The organism is Spongorhabdus nitratireducens (assembly GCA_947387575.1).
GTDB lineage: Bacteria > Pseudomonadota > Gammaproteobacteria > Pseudomonadales > Endozoicomonadaceae > CANDOC01.
The window spans coordinates 441,840-450,463 of record CANDOC010000002.1; the positions used below are offsets into that span (position 1 = coordinate 441,840).

Here is an 8,624-nt window from a genome sequence, read left to right on the forward strand (position 1 = left end):
TTAATTCCCACACACGATAGTTCAAACTCGAATGAATGGGTAGCGGAAATGATAATGTACGGGGCAGAAAGTTCTGCCCCGTGAAAGGATAGCGTTAGAGGACGTTATCTGAAGCTTTAGCTGGTTTACCGGAAGAGCTGGCCACAATGGTTTGATCCACAGTGCTGTTCAACTGAGCCAGCATATTGCCGGACATTTCCTTGAACTTTTTCAGCTTGCTCTTGGGGATACCGTGAGAGGCTGGCAGCTTGGCTCGCATCGCATTGACCGGACGGCCATTCACATGCAGCTCATAATGCAGGTGAGGCCCTGTCGACAGACCGGTATTACCGGTACGCCCAATAACCTGTCCCTGCTTGATCTGCTGACCTTTACGCACATTAATACGGCTCAGGTGGAGATAACGTGTCACATAGTTACGTCCATGACGGATCTCAATAAAGTTACCCGCCGCCGGATGCCTGCGCACAGCACGCACGACAACGCCATCACCTGGTGCCCTGACCCGGGTTCCGGTCGGCGTTGCCCAGTCGGTACCATAGTGAGGACGAACACGACCTGTAACAGGATGACGGCGTTTGCGATTGAAGCTGGAGCTGATACGGTACTTCTTGTCGACAGGGTAACGCATCAGCGCACGCCCCATGCCCTTACCTTCCGGTGAATAGTAACGGCCATCTTCATAACGGATGCCTGTCAGTTCCTTCTTTCCACGGTACAGGCGGGCAACCAGAATATTACCATTCCGGATCTTGCCGTCACTCAGGCGGGCCTGTTCATGCAGAATCTCGAATCTATCACCAGCACGCAGGTCACGACTGAAATCCAGCTGCCATTCAAAGATATTCGCAAATTGCTGAATCATTGCCGGCGTTAAACCTGCACGGGCAGCACTCAGGTAAAAGCTGCCCTTTATTTCACCCGCCAGCTTGACCGGTTTGTAATGAACCGCTTCTTTAAGAATATCCAACCTGAATTTGTCGTCATTCAATTCAAAGTGAAGTGTCTCGGTTGAATTGAGAGCAACTTCCATTACCTGCAGCTGGTTTTCATCATTCAGCTGATAACGCACCTTTTGTCCCGGGCGCAGCTTCTTGATGTATTTTTTGGCTCCATCCGCTTTCAACATGCTGTACATGGTTTTAACGGAAAGATTCTGTTTGCGGAATATCTTGCCCAGCGTATCACCACTGGCAATCACATATTCATGCCATTCGGGTTCAGCAGGACTCAGGTTTTCAATTTCAGCTTGAAGCGGGTCAATTTCCGGCGCTTCAATATGTTCTACAGGAGGGAGTTCGAAATAATCTGTTTCTGGGATATCCGCATTCGGTTCCAGCAATACGACACTGTAACGCTCATCATTCTCATTAACAGGGGTAGAGGCTGGTTCCGATGAATACCAGAACGCCATACCGGCTCCCGCTACAGCCACGGTAACGGAAAGCAGTATTCGGCGAATACTGAAGAATGATTTATTCCGGTCATTCCGGATCATTCTTGACTGATTTCGGCTCCTCGTCCGATACAGCCCGTTGTTCTTCTTTGGCAACATCACTGGGAAACCATGGGTACAAAATCAAAACACAGTATCACAGGCACGATACATATGCTCTATTGCGAATTTTCCTTATTCTTTTATAAGTATACGATCCAATTTATATCTTAAGACTCTCAATCCTGAACTTCTATACAATAATTCTTCATATCCCCACCTCTTTATTCAATAAAACAGTAATGGATGGGTTTTATCACTCTCTTTGACCATATGCTCCCACTGGGGAATTCGATCCTGATTCACTGGATAAATGGTATGCAACATCAGCTTCGGCTCTGAAACAAAGCTGGTAGCACCCACTGTATGGAAGACATGCATATGCCGCTCCGGTTCGTGTCCGGGCAAACACATCGTGCTCATATAGCCAGTGATATTCATCTGCTGGGAGCCTCGTTGTTTCCAATCTGCTGGCACCTCTTTTTCCGACAGCGCTCGCTGCAACAATTTGATGGTCAGCGGCTCCTGATACATCAAAACTTCCTGCTGCAAAGTAAGCAGCAGCGAGCACACAGTATCTTCCCAGTCCATCAGATAGGATTTGAAGCTCTGGTCATTAAAAATCAGATCAATCAGATTGAAGCCATCACTCTCAGCCGCCGCCGGAACAAACTGTAAAATCAGCTCCAGCCACGCCTTGTTAATCATTTCTGCATTACCATTCTGATCAACGATGGCGGTAGGAAACGGATCAAGGCCCCGCAGGGTGTAAATAAGCGACTCTTTGAGCCAGTGATGTTCTTCTGACTCCGGCTTCAGTGACAGGCTGCTGGGTGCAAACCCCGCCGAAGCCAACAGGTTATTGGTTTCTCTGATATTAAGCGACAGCACTTCCGCCAGCTTGATCACCATATCCTGGCTCGGCAGTGACCGACCATTTTCCATAAAACTGATATGTCTGGGGGAGACACCAATCTCCAGTCCAACAGCCTCCTGGCTGAGCTCACGGGTTCTGCGCCAGAATCTCAGCAACCGCCCGAAAGCTCCTTTGGGCATTTTCAGCCCCGTTCCCTGCAACATACTGCCCCCATCAGTATCACTATTATCTCTGAGGTAATAGATTCCTCGCTTGCATCCTAACAAAATTCTGTCGTCTGAAAGATGTTTTCAAATGTCATGAGCTGAAATATTGCCGTAATAATCACAAAAAATGGCTATATATTCATGGCGTCAGAGGGGGAAGAGAGCTCGATGAATTATTTTGTAACCGGTGGTACCGGCTTTATCGGAAAGTATCTGCTGGCCAATCTCGCCAAGCGTGAAGGTCAGATCTTTGTACTGGTACGCCCCGGTTCAGAAGAGAAGCTGCAGAAACATTGTGAACAGCTGCACCTTTCCATGGATCGCTTCAACATTGTTCAGGGTGACCTGACCCAGCCGCTGCTTGGCCTGTCAGAAGGCGAGATCGACAGACTGCGCAACAATGTTGATGAGTTTATTCACGCCGCTGCCATCTACGACATCTCTGCCAGTATCGAGTCCCAGTCACAGGCCAATGTGGAAGGTACCCGTCAGGCACTGGCAGTTGCGGACGCAATCAAAGCCGGTCGCTTTAACCATCTCAGCTCCATTGCTGTTGCCGGTCTCTATAAAGGCATCTTCAATGAAATGATGTTTGAGCAGGCTGAGGGACTGGATGTTAACCCTTACCTGAAAACCAAGCATGACTCTGAAGCACTGGTGCGTGAACACAGCATTCCACACCGGATCTTCCGCCCGTCGATGGTTATCGGTCATTCCAAAACCGGTGAAATCGACAAGGTCGACGGACCTTACTACCTGTTCAAGCTACTGCAGAAGCTTCGCGATGTACTGCCAAGCTGGATTCCGGCACTGGGCATCAAAGGTGGTCAGTTCAATATGGTACCGGTGGACTATGTTGCTGATGCCATCGATCATATCGTTGCCCAGAACGAAACTGTAGGTCAGTGCTTCCACCTGGTCGACAAGTCCGGTCTGAAACTGATCGACACCATGGATATCTTCTCTCAGGCTGCTCATGGCTCCAGATTGTCTGTCGGTGTCAGCCAGGGTGTCATGAACTTTATCCCGGCACCAATCCGCTCCGTTATCTTCAACCTGCCAGCCGTTAAGCATCTGACTGAACAGCTGCTTGGCAGCCTGAAGATTCCACCTGAAGCAATGAAGCTGCTGAACCTGAAAACCAAGTTTGACGACACCAATACTCAGGCAGCCCTGGCTGGAACTGAAATCATGGTTCCCCCGCTGCGCGACTATGCCGGTACCATCTGGGATTACTGGGAGCGTAACCTCGACCCCGAACGCAAAACCACTATGTCGCTGGAAGATCGCGTTGGTGGCAAGGTCATCGTAGTGACCGGCGCCAGTTCCGGTATCGGCAAAAGTCTGGCACTGCGTCTGGGTGAAGCCGGTGCCAAAGTGGTGCTGATTTCGCGCGGTATTGAAAAGCTGCAGGAAGTTGAAGGTGAAATTCTGGCCGCAGGCGGTGAAGCTTACAGCTACCCCTGTGACCTGAACGATCTTGAAGCCTGTGACCGCGTCATCGATTCTATTATGTCCGAACACGGCACTATTGATGTGCTGGTCAACAACGCCGGACGTTCAATCCGTCGTTCACTGGCACTGACTTATGATCGCTTCCACGATTTCGAGCGCACCATGCAGCTCAACTACTTTGCACCAGTTCGCCTGAGTATGCGACTGCTGCCGAAAATGGTTGAGCAACGTAGCGGTCAAGTGATCAATATCTCGACTATCGCAGTAATGGGCAGTGCCGCACCTCGATTCTCTGCTTATGTGGCTTCCAAGTCTGCACTGGACTCCTGGTCACGCTCTGCCGGTGCCGAATACCGTGAACACAATATCCGTTTCACCAATGTTCATATGCCGTTGGTTCGCACCCCGATGATCAGTGCCACACCCATCTATAAGGCCGCTCCAACACTAAGCCCAGAAGAAGCCGTCGGCATGATTGAGGAAGCTCTGCTGCTGCAACCGGTTGAAGTGAACACCGGTATTGGCAGCACCATGCGTGCAGCCAGTATTCTGGCACCTCAGCTGTATGAACTGCTGATGAGCACCACTTACAAAATGTTCCCGGATTCTGCTGCAGCCCAGGGTTTACCTCAGGACAAGGCGGTTAAACCGACTGCTGAACAGGTTGCGCTGGCAGCCTTGATGCCCGGTAACCATCTGTAAGACCATACCCCGGTGTCTGCAGTGAACTGCAGACACTCCTGCCTCTTCATGAACATTACAACTCTTTTCAGCTAATAAAATAAGGAAGCTTCAGCATGGCTAAAATCACAGCTGAACATCACTACACCAGCAGCGTTGATGATATTTTCAATTTCTTCTCTGATGAAGAGACTATTTCTGCCAAGTATGATGCTCTGGGCTCACGCAAATTTCGCCTGAAGTCCAAATCCGAGCGTGGTAATACCACCAAGATCGATTTGCTGCGTGAAGCACCTGCCAGCGACGCTATTCCCAAGGCTCTGCAAAAACTGCTGGGCGAGTGGAACAAGGTACGTCAGCGGGAAACCTGGACTCAGGAGTCAGACGGCAGCCGTGTTTGCAAGCTGCAGGTTGAACTGGATGGCGTACCAGTAAAAATCAAGGGTGAAATGCGGCTCTGTCCGACCGAAGAAGGCTGTGTAAATAAGGTCCGCATTGAAGCCAGCTCGATCATTCCAATTATTGGCAAGGCGGTAACCGGCTTTGTCAGTGATGAGATAAACAAGCAGATGGAAGAAGAATACGCATACATTAAAAGTGCGTAATGTTTGACCGGCAGCTTGTCTGCCGGTTTTTATTTTTAACTATTTTTCTTCAGCAATGAAAAAAGCCCGATAGCATAAGCTATCGGGCTTTTTAATTAAGAGCCTGACGGTGACCTACTCTCACATGGGGAGACCCCACACTACCATCGGCGAGGAACCGTTTCACTACTGAGTTCGGAATGGAATCAGGTGGGTCCAGTTCTCTATGGCCGTCAAGCAAAACTGTTGTCGAGGTGAAGGACTGTTGTCTTTCATCTCAACTGGAATTCGATATTTACTGTTGCTTCGTTTCTGTGTTTGCACACTTGGGTAACGTTCTTCGTTACACACCAAATCACTTTGGCGTTATAGGGTCAAGCCGCACGAGTCATTAGTACCGGTTAGCTCAACGCCTCACAACGCTTACACACCCGGCCTATCAACGTCATAGTCTTTGACGGCTCTTCAGGGCCCTCAAGGGGCCAGGGAAGTCTCATCTTGAAGGGGGCTTCCCGCTTAGATGCTTTCAGCGGTTATCCCGTCCGAACTTGGCTACCCGGCGATGCGTCTGGCGACACAACCGGAACACCAGCGGTTCGTCCACTCCGGTCCTCTCGTACTAGGAGCAGCTCTCCTCAAACTTCCAACGTCCACGGCAGATAGGGACCGAACTGTCTCACGACGTTCTAAACCCAGCTCGCGTACCACTTTAAATGGCGAACAGCCATACCCTTGGGACCGGCTTCAGCCCCAGGATGTGATGAGCCGACATCGAGGTGCCAAACACCGCCGTCGATGTGAACTCTTGGGCGGTATCAGCCTGTTATCCCCGGAGTACCTTTTATCCGTTGAGCGATGGCCCTTCCATACAGAACCACCGGATCACTATGACCTACTTTCGTACCTGCTCGACATGTACGTCTCGCAGTCAAGCTGGCTTGTGCCATTACACTAACCGTACGATGTCCGACCGTACTTAGCCAACCTTCGTGCTCCTCCGTTACTCTTTGGGAGGAGACCGCCCCAGTCAAACTACCCACCACACACTGTCCTCGATCCCGGTAAGGGACCAGAGTTAGAACCCCAACATTGCCAGGCTGGTATTTCAAGATTGGCTCCACGCAAACTGGCGTTCACGTTTCAAAGCCTCCCAGCTATCCTACACAAGCAATATCAAGATTCAGTGTGAAGCTGTAGTAAAGGTTCACGGGGTCTTTCCGTCTAGCCGCGGATACACAGCATCTTCACTGCGATTTCAATTTCACTGAGTCTCGGGTGGAGACAGCGTGGCCATCGTTACGCCATTCGTGCAGGTCGGAACTTACCCGACAAGGAATTTCGCTACCTTAGGACCGTTATAGTTACGGCCGCCGTTTACCGGGGCTTCGATCAAGAGCTTCGCCGAAGCTAACCCCATCAATTAACCTTCCGGCACCGGGCAGGCGTCACACCCTATACGTCCACTTTCGTGTTTGCAGAGTGCTGTGTTTTTAATAAACAGTCGCAGCCACCTGGTATCTTCGACCGCCGTCAGCTTAGGAGGCCAGCTCCATCACCAACAGCGGCGCACCTTCTCCCGAAGTTACGGTGCCATTTTGCCTAGTTCCTTCACCCGAGTTCTCTCAAGCGCCTTGGTATACTCTACCAGACCACCTGTGTCGGTTTGGGGTACGGTTTCATGTGACCTGAAGCTTAGAGGGTTTTCCTGGAAGTATGGTATCGACTACTTCTCTTTCTAAAGAAAGATCGTCATCAGCTCTCAGCATTGCGCGCCCGGATTTGCCTGAGCGTGCTGCCTACCACCTTAAACACGGACAACCATCGCCGTGCTAGCCTAACCTTCTCCGTCACCCCATCGCAGTCACATCAAGTACAGGAATATTAACCTGTTTCCCATCGATTACAGCTTTCGCTCTCACCTTAGGGGCCGACTTACCCTGCGCCGATTAGCGTTGCGCAGGAAACCTTGGTCTTTCGGCGGGGGAGCATCTCACTCCCCTTATCGTTACTCATGTCAGCATTCGCACTTCTGATACCTCCAGCCTGCCTCCCGGCTTGACCTTCAACGGCTTACAGAACGCTCCTCTACCGCACAGACCTAAGTCTGCACCCGTAGCTTCGGTGTCTAGTTTGAGCCCCGTTACATCTTCCGCGCGAGCCGACTCGACCAGTGAGCTATTACGCTTTCTTTAAAGGGTGGCTGCTTCTAAGCCAACCTCCTGGCTGTCTGGGCCTTCTCACATCGTTTCCCACTTAACTAGAACTTTGGGACCTTAGCTGACGGTCTGGGTTGTTTCCCTTTCCACGACGGACGTTAGCACCCGCCGTGTGTCTCCCTTGATTGCACTCCTCGGTATTCGGAGTTTGCATGGGGTTGGTAAGTCGGGATGACCCCCTAGCCCAAACAGTGCTCTACCCCCGAGGGTGATACAAGAGGCGCTACCTAAATAGCTTTCGAGGAGAACCAGCTATCTCCGAGCTTGATTAGCCTTTCACTCCGATCCACAAGTCATCCCCTGGCTTTTCAACGACAGTGGGTTCGGTCCTCCAGTTGGTGTTACCCAACCTTCAACCTGCTCATGGATAGATCGCTCGGTTTCGGGTCTACACCCTGCGACTATGGACGCCCTATTAAGACTCGGTTTCCCTACGCCTTCCCTACTCGGTTAAGCTTGCCACAGAATGTAAGTCGCTGACCCATTATACAAAAGGTACGCAGTCACCGTCCTAAAACGGCTCCCACTGCTTGTACGTACACGGTTTCAGGTTCTATTTCACTCCCCTCAACGGGGTTCTTTTCGCCTTTCCCTCACGGTACTGGTTCACTATCGGTCAGTCAGGAGTATTTAGCCTTGGAGGATGGTCCCCCCATGTTCAGACAGGATACCACGTGTCCCGTCCTACTCGATTTCACAGTTAAGAGCCTTTCACGTACGGGGCTATCACCCACTATGGCCACACTTTCCAGAGTGTTCCGTTAAACTCAAAACTGCTTAAGGGCTAATCCGCGTTCGCTCGCCGCTACTGACGGAATCTCGGTTGATTTCTTTTCCTCCGGGTACTTAGATGTTTCAGTTCCCCGGGTTCGCCTCTTACACCTATGTATTCAGTGCAAGATATCCGTCTTATGACGGATGGGTTTCCCCATTCGGAAATCCCTGGATCAAAGCTCGTTTATCAGCTCCCCAAGGCTTATCGCAGATTTCCACGTCCTTCATCGCCTCTGACTGCCTAGGCATCCACCGTGCACGCTTCGTCACTTGACCCTATAACCCAAAATAATCTGGATTAGTCGTGTAACGAGAATAGGAATGTGTATAAAGCAC

Annotated in this window: 4 protein-coding genes and 2 rRNA genes; 2 read left to right on the forward strand and 4 right to left on the reverse strand. The window is 50.7% G+C overall.

Annotated elements, in window-relative coordinates; all coding sequences use genetic code 11:
• Window positions 1-94: 94 nt before the first annotated feature.
• Both ACYZZ0_RS06585 and ACYZZ0_RS06590 read right to left on the reverse strand, forming a co-directional pair.
• The gene (locus ACYZZ0_RS06585; RefSeq protein ID WP_461535802.1) at window positions 95-1,498 is read right to left on the reverse strand and encodes a peptidoglycan DD-metalloendopeptidase family protein; all 1,404 of its coding nucleotides are present in this window, start codon (window positions 1,496-1,498) and stop codon (window positions 95-97) included.
• A 225-nt stretch (window positions 1,499-1,723) separates the two neighbouring features.
• Window positions 1,724-2,575 carry a helix-turn-helix domain-containing protein gene (locus tag ACYZZ0_RS06590; RefSeq protein WP_461535803.1) on the reverse strand — a complete coding sequence of 284 codons (852 nt, stop codon included), beginning with the start codon at window positions 2,573-2,575 and terminating at the stop codon, window positions 1,724-1,726.
• A 171-nt stretch (window positions 2,576-2,746) separates the two neighbouring features.
• Here ACYZZ0_RS06590 and ACYZZ0_RS06595 point away from each other — a divergent pair, with 171 nt between their 5' ends.
• Window positions 2,747-4,735 carry an SDR family oxidoreductase gene (locus ACYZZ0_RS06595; protein ID WP_461535804.1) on the forward strand — a complete coding sequence of 663 codons (1,989 nt, stop codon included), beginning with the start codon at window positions 2,747-2,749 and terminating at the stop codon, window positions 4,733-4,735.
• 95 nt (window positions 4,736-4,830) lie between these two features.
• On the forward strand, window positions 4,831-5,319 hold the full coding sequence (locus tag ACYZZ0_RS06600) for a DUF2505 domain-containing protein (protein ID WP_461535805.1): 489 nt from the start codon (window positions 4,831-4,833) through the stop codon (window positions 5,317-5,319).
• Between the two features lie 101 nt (window positions 5,320-5,420).
• Here the strand turns inward: ACYZZ0_RS06600 and rrf are convergent.
• A 5S ribosomal RNA gene (gene rrf, locus ACYZZ0_RS06605) occupies window positions 5,421-5,536 on the reverse strand.
• Between the two features lie 132 nt (window positions 5,537-5,668).
• Window positions 5,669-8,564, reverse strand: a 23S ribosomal RNA gene (locus tag ACYZZ0_RS06610).
• Between the last annotated feature and the right edge of the window lie 60 nt (window positions 8,565-8,624).

Bases quoted from the DNA above. Each gene is read 5' to 3' on its own strand.
- ACYZZ0_RS06585 (WP_461535802.1), bottom strand. From the start codon at position 1,498: ATGATCCGGAATGACCGGAATAAATCATTCTTCAGTATTCGCCGAATA.
- ACYZZ0_RS06590 (WP_461535803.1), bottom strand. From the start codon at position 2,575: ATGTTGCAGGGAACGGGGCTGAAAATGCCCAAAGGAGCTTTCGGGCGG.
- ACYZZ0_RS06595 (WP_461535804.1), top strand. From the start codon at position 2,747: ATGAATTATTTTGTAACCGGTGGTACCGGCTTTATCGGAAAGTATCTG.
- ACYZZ0_RS06600 (WP_461535805.1), top strand. From the start codon at position 4,831: ATGGCTAAAATCACAGCTGAACATCACTACACCAGCAGCGTTGATGAT.